Origin of the sequence: Corallococcus sp. AB038B (genome assembly GCF_003668955.1) — a bacterium.
In the GTDB taxonomy this organism is placed as follows: domain Bacteria; phylum Myxococcota; class Myxococcia; order Myxococcales; family Myxococcaceae; genus Corallococcus; species Corallococcus exiguus.
In genome coordinates this window covers 1,737,173-1,760,432 of the sequence record NZ_RAWO01000001.1, presented here as the reverse complement: position 1 = coordinate 1,760,432, position 23,260 = coordinate 1,737,173, and the positions used below count along the sequence as shown (strand labels likewise).

Genomic DNA, 23,260 nt, shown 5'->3' with positions numbered 1-23,260 from the left:
GGAAAGGAGGAGGCGAATCGGGTCAACGGCCGCTCAGGCCAGCAGCTCCGTCAGCAGACCCTTGGGCAGCGTGGAGTCGCCGAAGTCGTCCAGCGGCCCGCCGGCCGCGTTCTTCAGGCCCACCGCGGCGCCCAGGGTGTTGAGCATCTTGTTGAGGTTGGGGCTGCTGTTGCCGCCGGCCGCCGTCACCGCCACGCCCTGCTTGAGGTAGCCGTTGCAGCTGCCCGCCAGGATGAACGGGATGTGGCGCGCCGAGTGCGCCGGCCCGTTGCCCAGGTCGTTGAACCAGACGGACACGCCCTGGTCGACCAGCTTCTTGCCGTTCGGCAGGGAGTACGCCGCCAGCTGATCCAACAGGTAGTTGAAGGTCTGCGCGAACTGCGCGTCCACGCGCGAGTGCAGCACGTCCGACCCGGCGATGATGCCACCCGACGCGTCGTGCGACGCGCGGCGATGGGAGATGTAGTGGAAGTTCTCCATCAACTGCCCCGTCGTGGGGTCGCGGTAGCGCGTGGCGCTGTCGTTGCCGTTGCCCACCTGGATGGCCACCGAGCGCGTGGTGCCGCACGCCACCGCCAGCACCGCGATGTCCATGTGCAGCCGCACCGTGGCCAGCACCTCGTCACCGTCCGTGCTGTTGTAGCCGGGCGCCTGTTGCTGGAGCCGCAGCTCCTCGTCCGCGCGGGCGCGGCAGCTGAGCGCCACCTCCAGGTCGCGCACGTTGGACAGGTGCAGGTCCAGGCGCTGCTTGTCCGTGCTGCTCAACTCCGGCCGAGACTGGAGCGCCTTCAGCTGGCCCGACACCAGGTCGTTGAGGCTCTTCTGGCGCACCAGCAGCTGCTCGCGCGCCTCCGGCGAGAGGCCTCCGGGGCCACCCACCATGGTCTGGTAGGCCACCCACGGATCATGTAGCGCGGCCCGGCGTGAAGCGCTGCCCCGGTGAGAGATGCAGGGGCCACCCAGCCACCCGCCGGCCTGCCCCGCGTAGAGGTAGAGCGAGTCGCGCTTCTGCGGGTTCAGCTCACGGCCGATGCGGTGGTCCAGCGACTCGCCGGACGCCTCGGAGTCGCCGCCCACGCCCTCCACTGCGGGGCCTCGCGCGGTGAGGCACTGCAGCGCCCCGCGGGCGTGGCCGTCCCCGTAGTTGTAGTCCTTCATGTTGACGTTGCGCACCACCAGCAGGCGCGCGCGGTGGTCCGCCAGCTCCACCAGCGACTTGCCCGCGAGCGTCGTGGTGGAGAGGTTTCCCAGCGGCTCCGGCCAGAAGCGCTCCGGCTCGTTGCCCAGCTCGGAGGTGCTCTGCGCGGCGGCCACGCCATCCGCCTGGCGCAGGAAGATGGCGAAGGGCAGCGCGTCCGCCTCCGCCGCCTGGGCCTTGCGGGGCAACAGCCCCTCCAGCACCGGCAGCCCCAGCATGACGCCACCCAGGCCCTGCAACATGCGTCGTCGGCTCAGTTTCACGGCAGCTCCTCCGGGTGGCGAGTCACGAAGCCCACGCCCGTCACGACCTCGACGACCAGGTCCACGATGGGCAGCTGACCGGACTGCGACAGCTTGCCCAACCGCGCCACCAGCGCATCGTCCTCCGCCACCGCGGGGCGTCCGCTCAGGAACTCCACCCAGTGGCGCGCGTAGCATTCATGCACCGCCTGCGTGGCCGCGAGCGCGTCCGCCAGGTCCAGCGCGTCCTTCACCGACACCTTCTGTCCGCCGATGCCCGGCGTCGACGAGGCGTCCACCGGGAGCCCGTTGTCCGTCGTGCGGTAGCCGCCCACGGCGTCGAAGTTCTCGAAGGGGAAGCCCAGCGGGTTGATCAGCGTCGCGTGGCAGGACGCGCACACCGTGCCCGGCGCCTCCGTGTGCGACGTCACCACCTCGCGGTTGGTGCGGCCATTGGGCGCGGGCAGCGCGGGGATGTTGGCCGGCGGCGCACCAATCTTCTGGCACAGCAGGTGCTCCGACAGGAACACGCCGCGGTGGATGGGGTCCGGGTCGATGGACGTCGCATGCGACGCGAGGAAGCCCACCTGCGTGAGCACGCCCCGGCGCTGCGCCCCGTCCAGCGTCACCGGCACGAAGTCCGCAGTGAACGTCCCGGTGAGGCCGTAGATGCGCGCCAGCTCGGCGTTGACGAACGTGTCGCGCGACGTGAGCAGGTCCGCGAAGCGCCCCTTGCGCCCGAAGACGACGTCCTCGACGAAGAGCGTGTTCTCCTTCGCCGCGGACTCCGCCAGCTTCGTGGTGACGTTGGGGAAGCGCGTCGCGTTGGGCCGGATGCTCGCGTAGCGGGGCACGTCGAAGACGGCCTGGTGGTAGGCGTCCACCACGCCGCGCGCCCGGGCGTCCGCGATCATCCGGCGCGCTTCGGAGGCCACGCCCTCGCGCCTGGCCAGCATGCCCTCGCGAGCGGCGGCGAACAGCGCGTCGTCCGGCATGGAGTTCCAGAGCGCATAGCTCAAGCGGGACGCCACCTCGAACGCGTCCAGCGGCACCTTGCCGGCCGTCGCCTGCGTGCTGCGCTCCACGCGGTAGAGGAACAGGGGCGACTGGAGGAAGCCCTCCAGCACCAGCCGCAGGCCGCCCTGGAACGCGGCCATCGTCGGGTACGCCTGAGGGCCCTGGCGGTACAGCTTCAGGTACGTCTCCACCTCGTCCGCGGACAGCGGGCGGCGCAGGGCGCGCAGGCCAAAGGACTCCACGAACGCCTTCGCGCGAGCCTCGTCCGTGGTGCTCCCCGCCGGCAGCAGCTTGCCCAGCTTCGTCGCGTCCGTGGCCACCTGCCCGGCCAGGTCCGCCGCCGCGCGCTGGTAGGCACCCCACAGCGCCTCGTCCACCGACAGCGCGCGGGCGTCGTTGTCGAAGAGGAAGCCGCTCTGGGACGGATCCGCGCGAAACGACTGCGCCAGCGCCGTGGGCGCCGCGTCCAGCTTGAGCAGGTCCTTCACGCTGCTCACCCACTGCGCATGCGTCAGCCGAGCGACGCGCACGGAGCGCGCCGCCTGCTCCACGCCCACAGGGGGAGGCTTGTTCGTCCCGTCAGGGCCAGGATTGCGCGGATTCGCCGCGTCAGAAATCTGGCCTTCGCAGGCAGTCAGGAAACTCAAGGAGCCCGCGAGCAGCGCGGAAGTCCACCGTCGTTGACGTAGCGCCATGGGGGGAAGCGCCTCCGTTCGTTGGAGGTCATCCCACTGGGGAAGCGTCAGGAAGTCAATCCGTACACCGGCCGACCGGGCCCGGTGTCACATGAATACTGGAAACCGCTGTGGACACCGGATCCGCCCGGCGCTCAGCCAGGGATGAGGAAGCGCGCGATGACGCGCTTGAGGCCCACGGTTCCGCCGAACTCCACGGTGACCTTGGCGTTGGGGCCGGACCCTTCCGCGGCGACGATTCGGCCGGAGCCGAACTGTTCATGGCGCACGCGCATGCCGCGCACGTCTCCGCCCACGCCGTCCATGTCGGACGACGCCTGCGAATAGCTGCGGTCCACGCGCGGGCCCGTCTCGTCGTCGTCCCAGTTGCGGCGGCGCTGCGGCATGGCGGCGGCGCGCGGCGGGGGCGGCAGGTCGTTCTCCTTGAAGCCGAACAACGCCTGCGGCACGTCCGCGAGGAAGCGGCTGGGCGGGTTGTACTTGAGCTCGCCGAAGAGGGAGCGGCACTGCGCCAGGCTCACGAAGAGCCGCTTGCGAGCGCGGGTGAAGCCCACGTAGCAAAGCCGTCGCTCCTCGGCCATCTCCTCGCCGCCGTCCGGGTCGTCGCTCTTGAGCGCGCGAGAGTGAGGGAAGACGCCCTCCTCCATGCCGGTGAGGAACACGGCGTCGAACTCCAGGCCCTTGGCCGCGTGCAGCGTCATCAGCGCCACGCGGCCCTCGCTCACCTCCGCGTCCGCTTCACCCACCAGGCTGATCTGCTCCAGGAAGGATTGCAGGGGCGGGATGTCCGCGGTGAGCGGCGCGGAGTCCACGCCCTCCGGCGCTTCCTCCTCGCGAGCTTCGAGCGCGGCGGCGGAGGCCACCATGTCGGACGCGCGCTTCAGGTCGAACTCCTGCGCCGCGCCCAGCAGTTCCTTCAGGTTCTCCGCCCGGGTGAGCGCCTCGTCGCTGCCTTCCGCGACCAGCGTCTCCACCAGCTTCGACTCCTTCAGCATCTGGTCCACCGCGCCCGCCGCGTCCTTCGCCGTGAGGGAGAAGGCGTGCAGCGACTGGAGCAGCTGGTGGAAGCCGCCCAGCCGCTTCTGCGCGGTGGCGTTGAGGGAAGGGATGCGGTGGCGCTCGCCCAGGGCCTCGTAGAGGCTCAGGCCCTGCTCGTTCGCGAAGTCGGTCAGCCGCTCCTCGGTGGTGTCGCCGATGCCGCGCGCCGGCACGTTGAGCACGCGCAACAGGTCCGCGTCCGAGCGCGGGTTCACCATCAGCCGCAGGTACGCGGAGGCATCACGCACCTCCGCGCGGTCGTAGAAGCTGCGTCCGCTCACCAGCTGGTACGGCACGCGCCCCAGCCGCAGCGCCTCTTCCAGCACGCGGCTCTGCGCGTTGGTCCGGTAGAACACGGCCATGCTGGAGAACTTGATGAAGCCCTCGCGCTGGACGGCGAGGATGCGCCGGGCCACCTCCTGCGCCTCCGCGCGCTCGTCGCGGTGCAGCAGCAGCTCCAGGTTCTCCCCCTTGGGCCGCTCGCTCCAGAGCTTCTTCTGCATGCGGCGCGGGTTCTTGGAGATGACCTCGTGCGCGGCGGTGAGGATGTTCTGGTCGGAGCGGTAGTTCTGCTCCAGCTTCACCACCTTCGCGCCCGGGTACTGCACGGGGAACTGGAGGATGTTGTCCACGTCCGCGCCGCGCCAGCGGTAGATGGACTGGTCGTCGTCTCCCACCACCACCAGGTTCGCGGACGGCGGCGGGGCAAGCTGGCGCAGGAACGCGTACTGCACGGGGTTGGTGTCCTGGAACTCGTCCACCAGCACGTGCGTGAAGCGCGTGCGGTAGCGCTCCAGCACGTCCGGCCGGTCGCGGAAGAGCTTCACGAGCAGGAGCAGCAGGTCCCCGAAGTCCACCGCGTTCGCCGCGCGCAAGAGCTTCTGGTAGCCCGCGTACACGCGCTTGACGATCTGCCCGCGCACGTCCTCCTGCTCCACGCGCATGTCCTCCGGCAGCCGCGCGGCGTTCTTCTCCTGGTCGATGCGGTGGAGGATTTCACGAGGCTGCATCACCGGCTCCACGCCCGCGTCGCGCATGGCGCGCTTCACCAGGCTGAGCTGGTCGCCGTCGTCGTAGATGACGAAGGAGCGCGTGAGGCCCGCGGCCTCCGCCTCGCGGCGCAAAATCATGGCCGCGGAAGAGTGGAACGTGCTCACCACCAGGTCGTTGGCCTGAGCGCCCAGGAGCTGGGTGAGGCGATCGCGCATCTCGCGCGCGGCCTTGTTGGTGAAGGTGACGGCCAGGATGCGCCACGGGAAGACGCGGTGGACCTTCACCAGGTGGGCCACACGGCGGGTGATGACGCGCGTCTTGCCGCTGCCGGCGCCCGACAGCACGAGCAGGGGGCCGTCGCCGTGGAGCACGGCTTCCGCCTGGGGCGGATTGAGGTCTTCGAGGAGGGCGGTTTCGTGGGCGTTCACGGAGGGTTCCACCAGGGGGAAGAACCCCGTCTTCTAACGTCTTTCGCGCGCCGGTGCCGGGTCTTCCGGTAAGCCCTGTCGCCCGCCGGGCCGTCCGCTCTCGGGACGGGCAGGAGCGTGGGATATAAAAGGGCCCACCTGCCATGTCCGACACCCCGTCCCGCCCGTCCCAGGCCCAGCTCGACCGCTTCGCGGAGCTCTTCAACGAGAGCCTCACCCTGCGCCACTTCGGCGCCCGGATGTCCTTCCCGGAAGGGCGCATGGTGGTGGTGGAGCTCCCGGAGGTGCAGCCGCAGCACCGGGGCGGCCTGGGGGCCTCCGCCGTCAACGGCGGCGTGCTCTCCGCCCTCTTCGACTACGCCATCGGCTGCACCCCGGCGCTGAGGGATCCCACCCGCCGCTGCGCCACCGTCCAGCTGTCCATGAGCTTCGAGCGCCCCGCCACCGGCAACCACCTCCGCGTGGAGGCAGTCATCGACAACGGCGGCTCCTCCACCCTCTTCGCCTCCGCGAAGCTGATGGACGCGGAGGGCCGGGTGTGCGCCCGCTGCCAGGGCGTCGTGCGCGTCTCCAACCAGCCGTGGGCCTCCGGCGAGAGCCCCGCCACCAACTGACATTCCCCCACCCCGGGCCCCCCTTGCCCATTCCCGTCGATATGTCCGGCCAGGAGGCGCGTTTCCCTGGGAGCCCGGGGCAGGAACGGCCTCCGGGGGACGAGCGCGGCTCGCAACGGGAAGACGGCATGGATGCAGCCGTACAGGGCTTGGGGATGACGACCCTCCAGTCGCGGCAGGACACAGAGAGGGCCGCGCGACCGGCGGCGCCGGACGAGGAGGCCCTGTCCCGGCGCGCGCTGGAGGGGGAGCGGGCCGCGTGGGACGCGCTCATCGCGCGGCACCAGCGCCGGGTGGTGGTGTCGCTGCTCGCGCGGGGCATCCGGGTGGACCGGGCCCAGGAGCTGGCGCAGGAGACGTGGGCGCGCCTCATCCAGCAGCAGCAGCGGGGCCTGCTCACGGAGCTGCGGCTGCCTGCGCTCGCGCTCACCCAGGCGGCGTTCCTCGCGTCGGATGACGCCCGGCGCATGCGGCGCGAGTCGGTGGACGGCACGCTGGAGGATCTCCCGGAGCGGCAGCAGCCGGTGGACCCCGCGCAGTCCGCGGAGAAGCGCCTGCTGTCGGAGGAGCAGCTCGCCCGGGCCCGGGACGCGCTGGAGCAGGTGTCACCGGGCGCGCGCAACGTCTTCCTCCTGGCCTGTGACGGTCAGGGACTTCCCCATGCAGAAGTCGCCTCCCGCGTCGGGCTGTCCGTCCAGCGCGTGCGACAGATTTTGTGCGAGGTCCGCAAGAAGCTGCGCACCGCGCTCGAAGAGGAACAACCATGATCAGGCCCACGCCCCACCTCACCCGCGACCGCACGGAGCAGTACCTGCTGGGCGCGCTACCGCCCGAAGCCGAGGCGGAGCTGGAGGCCCACACGCTCACGTGCGAGCCGTGCGCGCGGCTGCTCCAGGAGGAGGCCCTGCTGGAGGAGCAGCTGTACGAAGTCGCCGCCGCCACGCCGCGCGACGCTGTCGTGGTGCGCCCCGCGCGCTGGCACCGTCCGGCCGCCGTCGCCGCGGCGCTGGTCGCGGTGGCGGCCTCCGTGTTCCTGATGCTGCGGTCCGGAGGGGAAGCCGTCTCTCCGTCCGTGACGCCCGTGGAGGCGCCGATCGCCGCGGTGCAGGACATGCCAGTCGAGGATGACGAGGCACCCCGGGACATCGTGGTCGCGTGCCCGGACCTGGCCACGCAGGAGCACTGCCTCAAGTCCGCGAGCGCGCGCGGGCTGCTCGTGTATCACCCCGGTGGACAGGGCGAGGTCCCCCGCTACGACGCGTCCAGCGGACTGACGCAGGTGGCGCTGAGCTCGCGTCCGGCCGCGCTGTGAGGACTTCCGTGATGACGCTCCGAACCCGCCTCCCCGGCCTGCTGCTCGCGCTCTGGGCGCCCCTCGCGGCGGCCCAGACTCCGCCCGCCGTCGCGACGGCCGCGTCCGAGGCGACGGCGCCGAAGGTGAGCCCGACGTCCTCGGGCGCGAAGACAGCCGCGACAGCCAGGCCCGATACCTCGGCGCCGAAGGCGAGCCCGCCGCCGCCCACCAGTGCTCCAGCACCCAGGCCCGGCGCGGAGGTGGCTTCCGTCACGACCGCCCCCGCCGCGTCCACGCCGCCATCAAGCGCGACGGCCCCGGCCACATCCGGCGGCATGCCCGCCGCTCCGGATGCCACGCGGACGAAGCTGCCGCAGGGCTGGTACGTCACGGAGAGCGCGCCCCAGCACTACGAGGCGGGCGTGGACGAGTCCTCCCCGTGCGAGGGCACACGCAGCGCCTTCCTGCGCTCGCGCACGCAGGCCACGGACAGCTTCGGCACCTTCATGCAGGCCTTCAGCGCGCAGGACTTCCGGGGCAAGCGCCTGCGCTTCTCCGCGGCCGTGCGCCACCAGGACGTGAAGGGCTGGGCGGGGCTGTGGATGCGCGTGGAAGGCGCGGACCCCAAGCAGCCGCTCGCCTTCGACAACATGCAGTCGCGCGCCCTGGTGGGCACCCACGGCTGCAAGCGCTACGACGTGGTGTTGGACGTCCCGAAGGAGGCCACCTCCATCATGGCGGGCCTCATCATGAGCGGCGCCGGCCAGGCATGGCTCGGCGGCGTGCGCTTCGAGACGGTGGACACGTCGGTGAAGACCACGGACCTGCTCGCCACCCCGCAGCCCCTGCCCTCCGGCCCCCAGGGACTGGAGGATGGCCCCCGGCCCAAGGCGAACACGCCCCTGGGCAGGGTCGGCACCGCCTGGTTCGACACGCAGCGCGTGCAGACGGCCACGCCGCTCATGCTCGGCAAGGGCCCTTCGTGGAAGGGCGAGTTCGGCGACGAGCTCTTCGAGCACGGCATCGAGGTGAACGGTTCCTACGAGCGGCGGGACCTTTCGGTGAAGGTGCGCGCTGGCGGCTCCGCCACCCTCATCGAGGGCACCTGGGGCGGAGAACCGCTGTTCATCCGGCTCGCGTCGGACTCGCTCCGCATCCGCTGGGGCGTCGACGACCAGCGCTTCGAACGGGACCTGGCTGCTCCCACGCAGCAGGGATGCAACGCATATCGGCAGACCACGGGACGCTTCGAACGGCAGTGGCTGGAGGTGTGCGGCGTGGCGCTCGCTACCCGGCCGCCGCTCACGCAGCTCGTGGCGGCGTTCCTGTCCGGTGGCGTGCGGGCCGGAGCCTCGCGAGGCCCCCTCCCCATGCCCAGGCTGCCGGTGCGCTCGGCCCAGCCGTACGACTCGTCCGGCCGGAACGTGCCCTCCTCCCAGCTCCAGTGAGGCAGAGCGAAGGCGGAAGGTTCACACCTTCCGCCGCTCCGCGCTTCACTCAGAACGCGAAGTCGCGCTCCAGCGTCTCCTGCCCGGCCTGCACCGTGAGGTGGGCCGCGTGCGCGCCGGTGGCCGCCGCCGTGGACAGGTCGAAGGACAGCCCCTCCGGGCCCTGCGTCGGCTTGAGCGACGGACGCCCGGGCGACAGGAACACGGCGGCCGTCACGGCGCGCGTGCCCAGGGGCTGAACCAGCAGCCGCACCCGCTGACGCTCGCGAACCAGCACCACGCGGAAGTCTCGCCGCTCCTCCAGCACCTCGCGGTGCTCCGGCAGGCGGGCCGCGCTGGGGCGACGGGCCATGTCCGCGCGGGAGTCGCGCGCCGCGCGCGGAACCTGCGCGCCTTCCTCATCCAATTCCAGCGCCTCGTCGATGGCGGCGTCGCCCTCTTCCAGCGCCAGCACGGCCTGGGCGCACTCACCGCAGCCGGCCGTATGGGCCTCCACGCGCTCGCGCTCCTCGCGGCTCATCTCGCCGGAGTCCAGCCGCCACAGCTCGTCATCCGTGAGGTGGCGGCGCGGGGGCGTGTCCACCACCGCCGTGTCCGCCCGGTCCGCGCGACAGCTGGCGCAGTCCTTCAGGTGCTCCGGGTCCTTCATGGGGCGGCCCGTCCAGGACGCCACCAGGTCATCACAGCTGGCCCTCGCGGAGAACCACCAGGCGCCGGGGCGCTCCACGGGGTCCAGCAGGTCGCGCTCGGCGCGGCGCTCGGTGTTGAGCGGGATGAACCAGCGCGCCCGGGAGCGCAGCGAGGAGTCCAGGTGCCCCAGCGCCCCGAGAAAGCGCTCACGAGCGGTGCTCGCATCCCCGTCCAGCGGGCCCTTCAACATCTCCCAGGTGACGAGCGCGCGGGCGGCGGAGGCGGCCCGGTCCCGGGCGGCCAGCCCTTCCAGCGCGGATGCGCGCCACAGCTCCGCTTCTTCACCCTCCTCGCCCAGCGCCACCTCCATCGACTCCTCGGCGGCACGCAGGAGCAACGGCTGGAGCGCCTGCGGTTTCTGCTGGGCAAGCCAGGCTTCCACTTCGGGGCGGCCCAGGCCCTTCAAGGCCTCTTCCACCCCGTCGGTGCCGAGCCGGTCCGAGCGGCGCAGCACATCCCCCACCACCTCCAACAGCTCACCCACCGAGAGGGGGCCCGCGCCCAGGCGCGCGTACCGGGCCTGGTAGCGGGACAGCGCGTCGCCCTTCATCGCGACATCCCGGGCGAGGCGGAAGTCATCAGACTCCCGCGAGACGTCACGACGGCTCCTCCGGCAGTCCGTCCCGCTGCAACTCCAGCAGGTACAAACGCAGGTATGCCTGGGCGCGGCTGACGCGCTTGTACGAGTTCACCACGCTGATGTTCAAACGACGTGCGCATTCCTCGTGATCCTCCACGTCCTCGTGGTGATAGAGCTCCCATGCGGAAGCCTCCTTTGGATGCTCCTGCTGGAGCCTGGCGTAGGCGGCCCAATACAGTTCCTGCGCCTCGGCGCGCTCTTCGCGACGCCGTGCGCCCTCCACCGCCCGGGCCACCTCGGACGGGGTCTCTTCCATGACGTCGTCGGGCGACACCGGCGCGGGCGCCAGCTCCTCCCGGTGCCGCCGGTAGAAGTCGATGGCGACGTGCTTGACGATGCGCAGGAAGAACGTCTTGGGAGACGCGCTCCTGCCCGGCATCTGCTCGGACACGCCCCGGAACTGATCCAGGCCCCGGTCGAGGAACTTCCCCACCGCGTCCTGGAAGAGCTCGTCGGCGTCCGCCGGCGAACCCCGTCCGTAGCTGCCCTGAATCCGGCCAATGACGTAACGGGCCGGGCGCGCCCACCGCGCGCACAAGGCCCCCAACGGAGTCCCGATGGCCTCGCCTGTGGCGCGCCGCCGGGTCACCTCCGCGAACAATTCCTCATCCGTGAGCTGCTCGTACACCGGAAGACCCTGGAGGCTGTCCCGGGAGGTCCTCGTCCCGAGAGGTTGGGTTACGGGGATGTGGCGCGGCAAATTAACACGTTGCATCCGCGAACAGCCTCCGACTGGTTACCAGAACGCCCGACTCAGGCCCTCCGCGTTTCCTGACACGCTTTTTTCAAAAGCCCGCGGATGACGCGGCGGGTCGCTTCCATAGAGGCCCGGGCAGACTCCTAAGGTCCCGGAAGAAGGCCCGAAAATGGCGCCGTCAGGATTCCGGCCAGGGGGGCGTCCAGGGGCGCATCGCTTTCGAGCGCCCGGCCGAAGAGGCCCTACACGCCGTGGTTCGACTCCACCCCTCCGCTCGCAAGGCGGGGGGCCCGCCGGCGGTCCGGCACTGAACTCTGGATTCAGCCTTCCGGCTTCCTCACTCGGGCGCTCACTTTTTCCCTCCCATCTCCAGGCAGCCCTTCCGGGCATGCCTTTGTCCCGAAAGGGGGACGACCGCCATGACCGCTCGCACCCAGACGACCCTTCCGGAGACGCAGCGAGGACCGGCCGAGCGCCTGCTCGACGTGGTGCTCGGTGGCTCCGCCCATCTGTGGCACCACCGTCCTGGCCTGGACGTGAACGGCACCTGGGTGGCCGTCGCCGGCGCGGACGCGAAGGCCTTGTCGCGCGGCCGCAAGGCGGCGCCCGGCCTGTTCGTGCCCGCCGCGGTGAAGCTGTACGGCCAGCTGCTGGAGCTCTACCGCCTCAACCCGATGCTGATGGCGCACTTCGCGTCGTACGCGCTGACGCAGACGGACTGGCGCGACCTGAAGGTGGCCACCTGCGCGCTGATGCTGGTGCAGGAGCACGCGGGCCAGCCCGTGCGTGACGGCCAGGGCACCATCGCCTTCCACGACGACGACTACCGCTCCATCGGCGAGGCCATGGTGCTGCACTACGTGCGCCGCTCCACGCGGATGCTCACGCCCAAGGCCGTGCTGCGCGTGGCGGAGCTGTTGGAGACGCCGGAGATCGCGCGCCTCAACCGCGCCGCGGGCTTCGGTGACCCGGCGTCGCGCAAGCCGCCCCTGGGCCGCTGGAAGCGCGTGGCGCAGAAGTGGCTGGCCGCGCGTGAGGCGAACCTGCCCATGCTCCAGGGCCTGGTGAAGGCGGGCTACAAGGAGACGCTGAAGAAGCTGGCGCGCAAGGCGGGCTACAAGCCCCAGTCGCAGGGCTTCTTCGAGGTGCTCGGCTGGAAGCAGAAGCAGGCGGACGGCGGCCACCGGCAGGTGGGGCTGCACGGGCTCACGCTGGTGAAGCGCGAGCGCTTCGACGGCCTCTCCGAGGCGGAGATCTGCGAGTGGATTGAACTGGAGCGGCTCTCCTACAAGGAGGTCGTGGGCCGGCTGCCGAAGGACGTGGGCCTCACGCCCGCCATCCTGGCCACGCTGCTGCCGTCGTTGTCGGACCGCGACCTGCGGCTGATGACGCCCACGCTGGAGGACCTGGGCCTGTTGCAGGAGCCGTCCGTGAAGGCGCGCTGGGAGCGGGCGGTGGCGAACGCCACGGATCAGCGCTCGCTGAACATCGCGAAGAACGTCCGCGGTGAGGACGTGCGTCGCAAGCTGGAGGAGGCGAGCGACAACGCGGTGAAGAAGGCGGTGGCGGAGGCGACGGCGGAGACGGACGTGCGGGTGATGTTCCTCATCGACAAGTCGGGGTCCATGGAGGGCGCCATCGAGCAGTCCAAGGAGGCGCTGTCGCGCATCCTCGCGGGCTTCCCGCTGAACAAGCTGCACGTGGCCGCGTTCGACACCATGGGCACGATGCTGCAGCCCAAGGCGGCGAACCGCACGGCGGTGCAGCACATGCTGGCCGGGCTGAAGGCGTCCGGCGGCACGGTGCACGCGGCCGGTGTCCACGCGCTGCACCGCTCCGGGGTTCGCATCCCGGCGGAGGCGAAGCTGGTGGTGATGGTGGTGGGTGACGAGGCGGGCGAGGCAGGCGACCAGTTCGCCCGGGCCTTCCACGCGTGTGGCTACAGCGTGGCGGCCATGGCGCTGCTGGTGAGCGTGGCGGGGGCGCGCGGCAACACGGTGCGCTCGGGGGCGAAGCAGCTGGGTGTGCCCTTCAGTGAGGTGAGCGTGGGGCAGTTCGCGGACCCCTACCAGGTGCCGCGAGTGCTCCAGGCGCTGATGGACGCTCCGCGCGAGGCGGGGGCCAGCCAGTCCGGCTGGGTGGACCGGGTGATGAGCACGCCGCTCTTGAAGGTGGCGTGAAGAAAGAGGCAGGGGCGTGGACTACCGGAAGCTGCTCGGGAAGGTGGAGTCGGCGGTGCTGCCGTATTTCGGCGGCGGGACCGTGGACGCGCCTTCACGCCGCCTGCGCGTCACCCAGCCCGTCGCCCCGGGCTGGTGGCGTTTCGAGGTGAAGGGCCGCGAGGCCACCGCACGAGAGCCGGCGTCTCCCGAAGGGCTGGAGGCGCTGCCGCGCGTGCGGGGCCACGTCTGGGGCACGCGGCTGGTGCGCGAGGGCGCGGTGGCGGAACCGCTGGCGTTGATGCCGGAGGAGGAGCCGCCGCGCCTGTCGCCGGTGACTGCGCGCCGCTGGCATGACGGCACGCTGCTCTTCGAGGGAGTGGAGTTCGAAAGCGAAGCGGAGGAGACGGCCCGCCGAGCGCTGGAGGAAGACCGTGCGCTGGGGGATGCGCGTGGCGTGAGTGCTTCGCTGCGCGCGGCGTTCGGCTTCGCGGTGCTGGACGCGGTGTCGCGAGGCACGGGCATCCCGTTCGCGCCCGTGGAGGCCCGTGCGCGGGTGCTCGACGTGGCGCGCGAGGGACGCGCGGAGGCGGAGCGTTGCCTGAACCGGCTGGCCGAGGAGCGTGCGCGCTTCGTCCGGAGGCAGGCGGAGCTGGAGGCCCGGCGCGAAGCAGAGGCCCGTGCGCGGATGCATGAAACCGGCATGCCGGAGGTCTGGCGGGACGCGGAAGGACGCGAGCTCGGGCGGGCGTTGTCAGGGCGTGAGCGCGAACGCTGGGAGACCCATCACGGAGAAGAAGCCCAGCACGGTACGGCGCGGGACGCGAACGGCCGCGGGGTGACGCCGTCGGCTTACGAGCGTGAGGCGTGGGAAACACGCCGGGATGCCTCCGCACGCGCTTCCGGCCGGACGTTGGGCGCGCGCGATGGACGAAACTTCACGCGCCAGGACCGCTGGCGCGCGGAGTCGGACGTCGGCGCGAGGGTGGAGCGCGCGCTGGACAAGGCCGGCGCGCGGCTGATGGACCACCGCCGGCTGGGGGACGGCCTGCTCGAGGTCGTCTACACGTTCATGGGCGAGCGCTTCGTCACGGTGGTGGAGGCCACGACGCTGCGCGTGCGCGACGCGGGCGTGTGCCTGGCGGGCGCGGACAACCGGGTCACGCTGGAGAGCCTGCCGTCGGTGCTCAAGGAAGCCATCGACACGGACGCGCTGGTCATCACCCGGCACGTCTGAAACCCGCGTGTCCGACCGGGCCCGTCCCCCACGTCGGTAAGGGACATTCGGGAGGAAGAACTTCATGACGACGACGCGCGAGGTGTGCCTGCTCATTGGACCGGAGGGCCAGGTGTTGTGGGGCGACTCCTTCGACGACCCCATGGCGCTGCCGGACTCCCGCCCCCGGTGGGAAGCCATCTGGAGCCTGAGGGACACGCTGGTGGAGATCACCCACAGCCACCCGGAGGGCCCACTGGCCTTCTCGCAGGAGGACGAAACGACCATGGCCGCGCTCCAGGCGGCGCTGGGCCGGCCGTTGCGCTTCTCCGTGGTGGCCCCCGACGGCATGGTGGTCCGCATCGGCGGCGAGGACGTGCTGGTGCGCGACGAGCCCGCGTGGGCCGCGCCGCTGCGCATCGCCTCGGGGCTGCTGTATGGCCGGCCCCGGCCCGGTCCGACCATCCTCCAGGAGGACGGCCTGCTCCTGGAGCGAGCCCACCGCAAACCGTGAGCCGCTTCTTCAGCCCGGCAGCAGGATGATGCGTGCAATCTCCGGCGGCGCGGCGACGCGCATGGGCGGACCCACGAAACCGCACCCGCGGCTGACGTAGAGGTGCGAGCCGCCCTGCTGACTCAGGCCCGCGTTCTGCTCGCCCCAGATGAGATGGCCCAACACGTTGCCAGGGAACATCTGTCCGCCGTGCGTGTGCCCTGAAATCTGGAGCCCCACGCCGCGCTGGGCCACCACCTCGAAGTTGGAGGGCTGGTGCGCCAGCAGCACCGACGCGCGGTCCGGCCGGAGGCCCTTCAGCGCCGCGTCCAGGTCATACCCGGCCTCACCGAACCGGCTCGCGCTCCAGTCGTCCACGCCGATGAGGTCGAAGGACGCGCCCGCGTCACCAATGGACACGGCGCGGTTGCGCAGCACGGTGATGCCCAGTCCCCGGACGAACTCCGTCCACGCCTCCACGCCGGAGTAGTAGTCGTGGTTGCCGGTGACGAAGTACGCGCCGTGCCGGGCCTTGAGCGCGCCGAAGCCGCCCACGTAGCGCCCCAGCTCCGGCACCGTGCCGTCCACCAGGTCGCCCGTCACCGCGATGAGGTCCGGCTTGAGCGCGTTGGCGCGCGCCACCAGATCGTCCACGAAGCGGCGCTGCAGCACCCCGCCAATGTGGATGTCGGTGAGCTGCACCAGCGTGAAGCCCTCCAGCGCCTTGGGCAGTCCCGGCAGCCGCACCGGGATGTCGCGCACGTCTGGCGGATGGTACGCGCGCCAGGTGCCATAGGTGCTCACCGCCGCGCCCGCCACGGTGGCACCCGCCGCGAGCCCCCGAGCGAGGAAGGCCCGGCGCTCGGGCGACGGATCCGGCAGCTTGCGCGCCTTGGCGATGACGCCCCGCACCACGTCCAGCCCCAGGGTGAACATGAGCAGGTAGAGCACCAGCCCCATCCACACCAGCAGGAGGATGCCCGTCCACCACGCCGCTTCGGAGGAGAGCCTCGCCCCCACCATCCGGGCGCCCAGGGAACCCACCAGTCCCCCGGCGAAGAGCACCAGCCCCGCGCGGCGCAGGGCCTTGCTCGCCGTCACGTCGCGCACCAGGCGGCGGTACAGGTAGACGTGCGCCATCGCGAGCAGCGCGGTGACCGGCACGAGGAACAGCGCCATCCGGAGCCATTGGGGCATGAGGGCCGTGTCTACCCGCGCAGGAGCTTGTCCACGAGCGCCACGTACTGCTGCTTCGCGGCGTCCTTCGCCAGCCCCTTGCGGCCGGCCCACGCGTCGTACTTCGCGCGCCCCTTGATATCGAGCATGCCGGGGCGCTTGCCCTGCACGTCCCCTTCCGTGCCTTGCTTGTAGAGCGAGTACAGCTCCAGCAGCGTGTCGTTCGAAGGAGCCTTGGACAGCGTCTTCACCCGGCTCTGTGCGGCGCTGAAGTCATCATCGAGGGCCATGCGCGGTCTCCGGCAAGCGTGTGCCGGAGACCTTAACAGCCGGCCTCACATCGTCGGCAGCCAAAGGTGGCGGATGTCCTCGGGCAGTTGGGCGCTCACATCCTCCGCCTCGCCTTCGCTGATTTGATGACGGACGGCGTCCATCACCGCGCGCACCACGGGCTCCACGGCGTCCGGATTCAAGGCCAGGTCCTCGCCCACCAGCTTCAGCAGCTCGTCGCGGCCGAACTTCGACGGGCGGGGGTCTGCGTCGTGGCGCTCGCAGCGGTGCAGCATCTCCGTCAGCCTGCGCGGCAGCTGTGCTTCGAGGTCGAGGGACTCCTCCGCCTGGATGCGTTGCTCCAGGCCACAGAGCACGGAGACGGCCGCCTGCTGGGCGACACTCGGGGACATGCCGCCCCGGTCGCAGAGGTGGTCGATGAAGCGGGCATACGTCTGACTGGCCCGCATCGCACTGCGCCGCGCACGCCGCTCCTCGATGGACAGCTCGCGCCGCTCCTCCGCGTGCTCCTCATCCTGGGGTGCGCCGGAGCGGCGCTGCGGATCACGGTCTTCAGCCATGGGGGTCCTCCCTGTCGGTCCCGGTGGGTAACAGGGTGCCCATGCCAGCCCCGGAGGGCACGTCATCGCGGACTGGTGCACTGTCCGCCGGCTGCCTGACTGCTAGGCGGCCACGCGCCGGACGTAGGTGTCCCAGAGGGCGCCGAAGAAGAAGCCGCCGAAGCGGGCCAGGGCCTCCGCCCGCTGCACGCTGTCCCGGGCGTTGAGCACGCGCAGGGTGGTGAGCTGGCGCGCGAACTCCTCCGCGGACAGCCGCAGGAAGCCCCGGCCCATGCACGGCGCCTCCGGGCCATCCCCGCGGTGCAGGGACACGAACAGCGTCGTGGTGTCCTTCCACAGGTCCAGGCCCGGGTCGTCGTAGAGGTCCTTGTAGCCCTCCAGGTAGTACGGCTCGCCGGCCTCGCTGAGCAGGTGCAGCAGGTACTCCATCCGCTGGCCGCCCGGCCGAGCGTGCTCGCGGGTCATCAGGCGCAACTCGCCGCGAGTCACGACCAACGGACGGGACGACAGCACCGGCGCCGTCACCGTGCCCATCAACTTCAAGGGGTGGCGCTCGTCACGCAGCGTCGCGTTCAGGTCCTCGGCCGTCACGGTGAGCACGAAGCGAAGGGGCGTGGCGTCGTCGCGCTCCGGGTCGCCTGCCTCCAGATGCGGGGCCTTCACGTCACCGGACAGGAAGCCGTGCATCGTCTCCGTGAAGCGCACGCCCACGGGCCCAGGGGCCTGGGGCGCCGAGGCCTCCGGCAGCGGGGCGTAGTCGATGGTCCACCCGTGGCGACGGGCCATCAGGGCGCAGGCGCGCTCGGCGACAGCGGAGATGGTGAGCAGCGGGTTGATGCCCAGCGAGCGAGGCACCACGGAGCCATCGGACACGTACAGCCCTTCGTGCACCGCGTGGCCGGAGGCACCGGAGAAGACGCGCCCCTCGTGGTCCACCACGCCGTCCTCCGCCCGTTCGGCCATGACACAGCCGCCCAGCGGGTGCGTGCACAGGAGTTCCTTGCCGAAGGCCTCGGACCAGAGCGGGTAGCGCACGAAGGTGCCGCCCAGCGCGGCGGTAGCCCGGCGAAGGCGCTCCTCGATGCGGGTGAGCTGCGGGTCGCGGCCGGCGTCCGGCCAGTGCAGGCGCACGCGGTCGTGCTCCAGCCGCAGCTCGCCCTTGCCTTCGTCGTGCGACATCACCATCAGCGTCTGCGTGTGCTCCACCGCGCCGTGGTCCGGCCCGCGCACGAAGCTGTCCGCCTGGCGCAGCCGCTCCTGGACCCAGTCCAGGATGCCTTCGTCGGTGTCCTCGCCCACCAGCGCCGCGGCCCCCGCGAGCGCCGCGGGCATCAGCGACGCGAGCGCGCCGGGGATGACGCCCTCCTCGATGATCATCCCCTCGTCCAGGCGGGCGGTGTCGCGCTGGTCGATGACGCCCGCGATGCAGGGCCCCACCGGGTCGCGCGTCTCGTGGTTCTGCTCGCCGTGGCCCACGCCGTGGACAGGCATGTCCAGGTTGTAGCCGAAGGCCAGCACGTCGCCGTTGCTGCTGAAGCGGTGGCCCAGCTTCGAGGACACAGGAAGGCCGCGCTCGCGCGAGCGCAGCAAAATCTCCGCCGTGCCCATGGTGCCGGCCGCCAGGACGACGCGGTCCGCGGTGAGCCAGGCGTCGGGCGCGTCGAAGCGTTCGCGGCCGGTGTTGAGGGGACGGTAGTAGACGCGCCACTTCGCGCCGTCCGGCACCACCGCGCGCACCGACACCTCGGTGAAGATGCGGGCCCCGTGCGCGTGCGCGTCCGGCAGGTAGTTCATCAGCACGGTGTTCTTCGCGCCGGTGTTGCAGCCCGTGGCGCAGTCACCGCACAGCGAGCACCCCGGCTGCCGCACGCCCGCGGCGTTGACGCCCGCCTCGAACGTCACCGCCACCGGGGGCCGCGTCAGCCGTCCGCCCAGCTTCTCCGCGGAGATGCCGAACGTCTTGAGCTTCTGCAGCGGCGGGTGGTCCTCCGGGTACGGAAGGGGCCGCAGCATCAACTCCGCGTGCGCGAAGCCGTCCTCCAGCAGGCCGTGCACGTCGGCGCGCAGGGCCTGGGGCCAGCGAGGGTCCTCGAACACGCGAGGGTCGGGCCGCATCGTCACGCCGGCGTTGATGAGCGACGTGCCGCCCAGGCCGCAGCCGTCGATGACGGACACGTCACCGTTGCGGTGGACCTCGATGAGGCCGGTGGGGCTGCCCACGTCCAGGTCTCCCTGGCCCGGGGCGCAGTGGAGTTGGAACTCGGCCACCGCCTGCGCGGGCGTGCGAGGCATCTCCCCCGGGTGCATCTCCCGGCCGCGCTCCAGCACGCACACCTGTTGCCCCGCGCGCGACAGCCGGCTGGCGGTGATGCCTCCGCCGTAGCCCGACCCCACGACGACCACGGGGTAGTGGGATGCCAGATCACTCCACGGGGATGACAACCTGCGCATGCTCACCTCTGGCGGCCTGACGCGCCGCCTTTTCCAGATGCCGCCTTTTATTCCCCACCGCTGACGTCAGGGACGGCGGGCCGCATGCTGCGCGGTTCAACGGCGCGGATCCACTCCGCGTCCGTCCCGGGCCCCAGCCTTCCCGCCCGGACAGCGGGCGGACAACCGGGCAGGTCGCTTCTGCCGGTCAGACGCCAAGGGCGCGCATTCTTGAGAGGAAATCCGCCGGAGCCCCTGCCCGCCCGACAGACTCAAAACCTGTCCGACTGTCGGACAAGTTCGTCAGGGGCGCCGCCGACAGGGAGGCTCGAAAGGGTTCTCGCCTTCTCAACCGATGGACAGACGTCCGGTCCGAAGGCCTAGAAGAAGCGGCGCACCACCCAGGCGCCCAGGCTGAGCAGCACGGAGATGAGGAACATGGAGGCCAGTGGCGCGTAGACGCGCGTGTTCCCGCTCTCCACGCGGATGTCCCCGGGCAGCCGGCCGAACCAGGAGAAGGCGCCGGCCCACACCAGCAGGCCCACGACGGCGAGCCCCAGGCCCGCCACCACCAGCATCAACCCCTCGGACTTCATCCGGGACTCCCCTCCTCCAGCTCCGCGGCCTCGCCCCCCGCGCGGCGGAAGGCATTCACCAGCCGGTGCGCGTGGCGCGTCGTCTCCGGCTCGCGGTAGCGGGGGCTGGCCTTCAACACCCACTCCACGGCGGTGTCCAGGTCCATGCGGTGGCCGGGGGAGACGAACACGGGGCTGACGCCGGTGCGGGTGCGGACCGCCATGCCCACCACCTCTCCTTTGTGGATGATGGGGGACGTGGCGCCCCGCTGCTCCGCGAGCTTCCCGGGCGTGCCCACCAGCAGCGACTTGGCGCAGCCGATGGAGGGGATGTCGAACAGCAGCCCTCCGTGGCAGGCGATGCCCAGCCGTCGCGGGTGCGCGGTACCCTGGCCATCGAAGACGAGCACGTCCGGGCGGACAGTGAGCCGTTCCCAGACGGCGGCCAGCACCGGCAGCTCACGGAAGGACAGCAGGCCGGGGACGTAGGGGAACGTCAGCGGCGCCGTGGCCACGGCACGGGCCACCGGTAGAAGCGTCTCCGCGTCGAGCACCACCATGCCGCCATAGCCCGTGTCGTTGCCCTTCTCCGTGGAGATGTCCGCGCCCGCCAGGCGGGTGATGCGCAGGCCCGGAGGCGGTTCGAGGATGAGCTGCTCACGCAGGCGCTTCTGCAGCGCCACGGCCTCCGTGGGCGTGACGTTCCAGGGGTGCGGTGCTCGCGGTGACTCCATGCGTCTCCTCCCGTGAGCCCAACACTGTGCATCCCCCGGCAGGAAGGTGACGGCCGCTCCCCTCCCCCACGTCCAGGAGGCGACGGAGGCCGGAGCATGGCTGCTCGCGCGGCCGGGTTGTCAGGATGCATCTGGGGCCGCCGTCCCGGGCCAGGGTTCCCTTCCCTGGAGGCACGCGACCATGGCGACGCTCAACATCACCTATGACGGACACTCGGCGGACGTGCCGGTGGAGTTGGAGCGGCACATCAGCGATGCGGACGTGCGCCGCATCGCGGTGGAGCTGGTGCGCTCGGGCGGAGTGCCGGGCCTGCACCGCTTCAATCTGGGGGAGGAAGCCTTCCAGCACTACGTCGTGGACCGCTTCCGGGGCGCGCACGGCGAGGAGCGCATCTACCTGCGGCCGAAGGTGCCCTTCGGGGCGTGCTGAGGGCGGCGACCATGCGCATCGTCTTCTGTGGCGTGGGGGCCATTGGGTCCGCGGCGGCGCTGTTGTGCCGCAACCTGGACGCGACGCGGGTGTTCATCGACTTCGACCGCGTGGAGTCGAAGAACCTGCTGTCGCAGGCTTACGTGAAGCCGTCCGTCGGAAAGAACAAGGCGGAGGCGCTGAAGCTCCAGCTGCACAACCTGCACGGCGTGAAGGCGGAGTCCTTCGGAGTGCGCCTCACGCGCGACAACGTGGAGGCGCTGTGCAAGGGCGCGGACCTGCTGGTGGACGCCTTCGACAACCAGGACAGCCGCCAGTTGCTCAGCGACCACGCCCGGAAGACAGGCACGCCGCTGGTGCACGGCGCGGTGTCCGCGGACGGCACGTTCGGACTGGTGCGCTGGGATGAACGCTTCACGCCCGACGCCGAGGACACTCAAGGACAGGCCACCTGCGAGGGCGGTGAGCACCTGCCCCTGCTGGGCCTGCTGGCCGCGACGCTCGCGCGGGCCGTGCAGGACTTCCTCAAGCACGGCGTGAAGCGGGACGCGTTCGTGAACCTGAACGCCGTCACCCCGGTCGCGGGTCAGGGCTGAGCCGTCGCGGTCAGCCCGCCCGCGCCAGGGCCTCGCGCTCCTCGTCGAAGCGCACGAGCGCCTGGACGATGTCCTCCTTCGAGTCCGTGAGGAGCAGGTGACGCGCGTACTCGTGCCCCTGGGCCAGGTGCTCCAGCAGCGGGTACACGGGCCGCGTCTGGGTCCAGAACTCGCGCCCCAGGAACAGCATGGGGCTGATGACGCCCACGGTGTTGTAGTGGTTCTGGCAAGCGTCCTGGAAGATCTCCTGCACCGTGCCCGCGCTGCCGGGGGAATAGACGACGCCACCCCGGGCGATGGTGAGCAGGCCCTCCTCGCGCACGCTGTTGGCGAAGTACTTCGCGATGCGCGTGGCGAAAGGGTTGGGCGGCTCGTGGCCGTAGAGCCAGGTGGGGATGCCCAGGCTGTCGCCCATCGCCGCCGGGTCGAGCAGGGGCCACATGGCGCGCACTTCAAAGGCGCGCGCGAGCCAGTCCCGGTCCTTGTAGGACGGAGCCCGCGCCAGCACTGTGAGCGCCGCGTCCAGATCCTCATCCGGCCGCGCGGCGAACCACGCGCCCAGATGCGTGGCCTCCATGGCGCCCGGACCGCCGCCGCTCACCAGGAAGAAGCCCAGGCGCGCCAGCGAACGGGCCAGCTCCGCCACGGAGCGGTAGGCCTCCTGGCCGCGCAGCATGGAGTGGCCCCCCATGATGGCCACCACCCGGCGGGGCTTGCCCTGATCCATCAGCGCCTCCTCCAACGCGTCGCTGATGGCGTGGTCGTGAAGCCGCTGTGCCAGGGTCTCCAGGATGGAGGGAGGGTGCGCCCCACCGCGCGAGTTCCAGTGCGCGTAGATGCGCGCGTCCAGCGTGTCCGCGTAGGTGTCCGGTCGGGTCGGGTCGAAGCCCGCGTACAGCTCCTCCGGCGTGTAGAGGCTGCCGCGGTACGGGCAGTAAGGCAGCCCGGAGAACGGCGGGAACACCATGGCGCCCCGGGCAATGACCTGTTGCAGGGTCGCGGGCTCCAGGATGCAGCCCAGGAAGACGGTGCCGGTGAGGTCCGCCTTCAGCAGCGCGTCGCTCCACGCGCGCAGGTCCAGCCCCTGGAGGATGACGTTGGCGAGGCTGCGGCCTTCGCGAAGGTGCTGCTCGAAGGCAGCCAGGGTCTCGAGTTCCGTCATGGGTGTCTCCGCGAGGTGCGTGTCAGGGACGGCATTATCGCCCCGTCATTTCCTCCCAGAAAGGAGGGATGCCCATTGCAGATCCGAAACACGCTGGACCCGAAGCGCCCCGCCACGAAGGTGACCTCTCTGGAGAACCTGGAGCTGGCCACCGCATCCTTCCGTGGCAGTGCGCCCGGGACCTGACGCTCGCACCCGCCCCCGGTGACCCGGGAAGGCGTGACGAGGGCCGGGTTCCCGAGAGGGGACCCGGCCCTTGTCGTGTCCGGGTCCCTCCCTCGAAGGTTTCCCCAGTCATCGGGATGTAGCTCAGCCTGGTTGAGAGCGTGCGCCTCGGGCGCGCAAGGTCGCTGGTTCGAATCCAGTCATCCCGACTTCAAGCACAATCAAAGACACACCCCGCCGGGGTAGCCCAACTTGGTAGAGGCGCCGCGCTCAGAACGC

At 71.1% G+C, this 23,260-nt stretch carries 21 protein-coding genes and 2 tRNA genes (1 of these 23 only partly in view); 11 read left to right on the top strand and 12 right to left on the bottom strand.

Features of this window, described 5'->3' with window-relative positions:
* Positions 1 to 33: 33 nt before the first annotated feature.
* From D7Y04_RS07390 to D7Y04_RS07380, 3 genes are all read right to left on the bottom strand, one after another.
* Complete coding sequence (locus D7Y04_RS07390; protein ID WP_120596651.1) at positions 34 to 1,461, bottom strand: DUF1552 domain-containing protein; 1,428 nt, start codon at positions 1,459 to 1,461, stop codon at positions 34 to 36.
* Entirely contained in the window at positions 1,458 to 2,987 is a 1,530-nt protein-coding gene (locus tag D7Y04_RS07385) for a DUF1592 domain-containing protein (protein WP_121759307.1), read from the bottom strand. The genes D7Y04_RS07390 and D7Y04_RS07385 overlap by 4 nt, the downstream gene beginning before the upstream one ends.
* Before the next feature lie 299 nt (positions 2,988 to 3,286).
* Complete coding sequence (locus D7Y04_RS07380) at positions 3,287 to 5,611, bottom strand: ATP-dependent helicase (RefSeq protein ID WP_370457088.1); 2,325 nt, start codon at positions 5,609 to 5,611, stop codon at positions 3,287 to 3,289.
* Between the two features lie 143 nt (positions 5,612 to 5,754).
* On the opposite strand from D7Y04_RS07380, the gene D7Y04_RS07375 reads away from it, so the two are divergent.
* From D7Y04_RS07375 to D7Y04_RS07360, 4 genes are all read left to right on the top strand, one after another.
* Entirely contained in the window at positions 5,755 to 6,225 is a 471-nt protein-coding gene (locus tag D7Y04_RS07375) for a PaaI family thioesterase (protein WP_121758735.1), read from the top strand.
* Between the two features lie 128 nt (positions 6,226 to 6,353).
* Entirely contained in the window at positions 6,354 to 6,992 is a 639-nt protein-coding gene (locus D7Y04_RS07370; RefSeq protein WP_120600334.1) for an RNA polymerase sigma factor, read from the top strand.
* On the top strand, positions 6,989 to 7,537 hold the full coding sequence (locus D7Y04_RS07365; RefSeq protein ID WP_121758734.1) for a zf-HC2 domain-containing protein: 549 nt from the start codon (positions 6,989 to 6,991) through the stop codon (positions 7,535 to 7,537). The genes D7Y04_RS07370 and D7Y04_RS07365 overlap by 4 nt, the downstream gene beginning before the upstream one ends.
* 11 nt (positions 7,538 to 7,548) lie before the next feature.
* Complete coding sequence (locus D7Y04_RS07360; RefSeq protein WP_121758733.1) at positions 7,549 to 8,967, top strand: AraC family transcriptional regulator; 1,419 nt, start codon at positions 7,549 to 7,551, stop codon at positions 8,965 to 8,967.
* A gap of 49 nt (positions 8,968 to 9,016) precedes the next feature.
* Here the strand turns inward: D7Y04_RS07360 and D7Y04_RS07355 are convergent, their stop codons facing one another.
* Together D7Y04_RS07355 and D7Y04_RS07350 are read right to left on the bottom strand one after the other, a co-directional pair.
* Positions 9,017 to 10,207, bottom strand: coding sequence for an anti-sigma factor (locus tag D7Y04_RS07355; protein ID WP_121758732.1), 1,191 nt, complete (start codon positions 10,205 to 10,207; stop codon positions 9,017 to 9,019).
* A 46-nt stretch (positions 10,208 to 10,253) separates the two neighbouring features.
* A complete protein-coding gene (locus D7Y04_RS07350) occupies positions 10,254 to 10,925 on the bottom strand; it encodes an RNA polymerase sigma factor (protein ID WP_120577543.1) in 672 nt (223 codons plus the stop codon).
* Between the two features lie 488 nt (positions 10,926 to 11,413).
* On the opposite strand from D7Y04_RS07350, the gene D7Y04_RS07345 reads away from it, so the two are divergent.
* The 3 genes from D7Y04_RS07345 to D7Y04_RS07335 all read left to right on the top strand — a co-directional run bounded on the left by D7Y04_RS07345 (position 11,414) and on the right by D7Y04_RS07335 (position 14,883).
* Complete coding sequence (locus D7Y04_RS07345) at positions 11,414 to 13,174, top strand: VWA domain-containing protein (RefSeq protein WP_121758731.1); 1,761 nt, start codon at positions 11,414 to 11,416, stop codon at positions 13,172 to 13,174.
* A 16-nt stretch (positions 13,175 to 13,190) separates the two neighbouring features.
* Positions 13,191 to 14,390 (top strand): hypothetical protein, encoded by a 1,200-nt coding sequence (locus D7Y04_RS45490; RefSeq protein WP_233601291.1) that lies wholly within the window; start codon positions 13,191 to 13,193, stop codon positions 14,388 to 14,390.
* 64 nt (positions 14,391 to 14,454) lie between these two features.
* Entirely contained in the window at positions 14,455 to 14,883 is a 429-nt protein-coding gene (locus tag D7Y04_RS07335; protein ID WP_120595908.1) for a Mov34/MPN/PAD-1 family protein, read from the top strand.
* Positions 14,884 to 14,892: 9 nt separating this feature from the next.
* Here D7Y04_RS07335 and D7Y04_RS07330 read toward each other — a convergent pair whose 3' ends face one another.
* The 6 genes from D7Y04_RS07330 to nfi all read right to left on the bottom strand — a co-directional run bounded on the left by D7Y04_RS07330 (position 14,893) and on the right by nfi (position 20,628).
* Positions 14,893 to 16,059 carry a metallophosphoesterase gene (locus D7Y04_RS07330; protein WP_120595907.1) on the bottom strand — a complete coding sequence of 389 codons (1,167 nt, stop codon included), beginning with the start codon at positions 16,057 to 16,059 and terminating at the stop codon, positions 14,893 to 14,895.
* Between the two features lie 11 nt (positions 16,060 to 16,070).
* Complete coding sequence (locus D7Y04_RS07325; RefSeq protein ID WP_014394349.1) at positions 16,071 to 16,328, bottom strand: acyl-CoA-binding protein; 258 nt, start codon at positions 16,326 to 16,328, stop codon at positions 16,071 to 16,073.
* A gap of 45 nt (positions 16,329 to 16,373) precedes the next feature.
* Positions 16,374 to 16,889, bottom strand: a complete 516-nt coding sequence (locus D7Y04_RS07320; RefSeq protein ID WP_120595906.1) for a DUF2267 domain-containing protein — start codon at positions 16,887 to 16,889, stop codon at positions 16,374 to 16,376.
* Between the two features lie 102 nt (positions 16,890 to 16,991).
* Positions 16,992 to 19,340: a GMC family oxidoreductase N-terminal domain-containing protein gene (locus D7Y04_RS07315; protein WP_121758730.1), complete on the bottom strand. Its 2,349-nt coding sequence runs from the start codon at positions 19,338 to 19,340 to the stop codon at positions 16,992 to 16,994.
* Between the two features lie 359 nt (positions 19,341 to 19,699).
* The gene (locus D7Y04_RS07310; protein ID WP_120577548.1) at positions 19,700 to 19,915 is read right to left on the bottom strand and encodes a DUF2905 domain-containing protein; all 216 of its coding nucleotides are present in this window, start codon (positions 19,913 to 19,915) and stop codon (positions 19,700 to 19,702) included.
* Positions 19,912 to 20,628: a deoxyribonuclease V gene (gene nfi / locus D7Y04_RS07305; protein WP_121758729.1), complete on the bottom strand. Its 717-nt coding sequence runs from the start codon at positions 20,626 to 20,628 to the stop codon at positions 19,912 to 19,914. The genes D7Y04_RS07310 and nfi overlap by 4 nt, the downstream gene beginning before the upstream one ends.
* Positions 20,629 to 20,809: 181 nt before the next feature.
* Between nfi and D7Y04_RS07300 the strand changes: the two genes are divergently transcribed.
* Entirely contained in the window at positions 20,810 to 21,058 is a 249-nt protein-coding gene (locus tag D7Y04_RS07300; protein WP_120595902.1) for a hypothetical protein, read from the top strand.
* An 11-nt stretch (positions 21,059 to 21,069) separates the two neighbouring features.
* Complete coding sequence (locus D7Y04_RS07295) at positions 21,070 to 21,654, top strand: ThiF family adenylyltransferase (RefSeq protein ID WP_120595912.1); 585 nt, start codon at positions 21,070 to 21,072, stop codon at positions 21,652 to 21,654.
* Positions 21,655 to 21,664: 10 nt separating this feature from the next.
* Here D7Y04_RS07295 and D7Y04_RS07290 read toward each other — a convergent pair whose 3' ends face one another.
* Positions 21,665 to 22,816 (bottom strand): LOG family protein, encoded by a 1,152-nt coding sequence (locus D7Y04_RS07290; protein WP_121758728.1) that lies wholly within the window; start codon positions 22,814 to 22,816, stop codon positions 21,665 to 21,667.
* Between the two features lie 298 nt (positions 22,817 to 23,114).
* Between D7Y04_RS07290 and D7Y04_RS07285 the strand changes: the two genes are divergently transcribed.
* A tRNA-Pro gene (locus D7Y04_RS07285) sits at positions 23,115 to 23,190 on the top strand.
* A gap of 29 nt (positions 23,191 to 23,219) precedes the next feature.
* A tRNA-Pro gene (locus D7Y04_RS45085) sits at positions 23,220 to 23,260 on the top strand; it runs 157 nt beyond the window's last position.